General features: G+C 69.8%; 1 protein-coding gene. It reads left to right on the plus strand.

Translation table 11 applies throughout. The features are described 5' to 3' along the window. The coding region (locus AC3A6Y_RS35115; RefSeq protein WP_487872807.1) for an aldehyde dehydrogenase family protein at positions 1-222 on the plus strand (222 nt) is incomplete at both ends.

The following is a 222-nucleotide window of genomic DNA, read 5'->3' on the forward strand; positions in this document are numbered from 1 at the left end:
GTGGGCCCGGCGAGCGACGCAGCCTCGCAGATCGGGCCGATGATCAATGCGCGCGCGGTGGAGAAGATCGAGCGCCATGTGCAGGACGCCATCGAACGAGGCGCCAGGGTGCTCGCCGGCGGAAGGCGCCTTGGGGATCTGGGCGCGAACTATTACGCGCCCACGGTGCTGGTGAACGCCGACGCCACGATGGCCTGCAGCTGCGAGGAGACCTTCGGGCCG

The sequence above is a fragment of the Variovorax sp. Soil_C_17 genome (genome assembly GCF_057657265.1).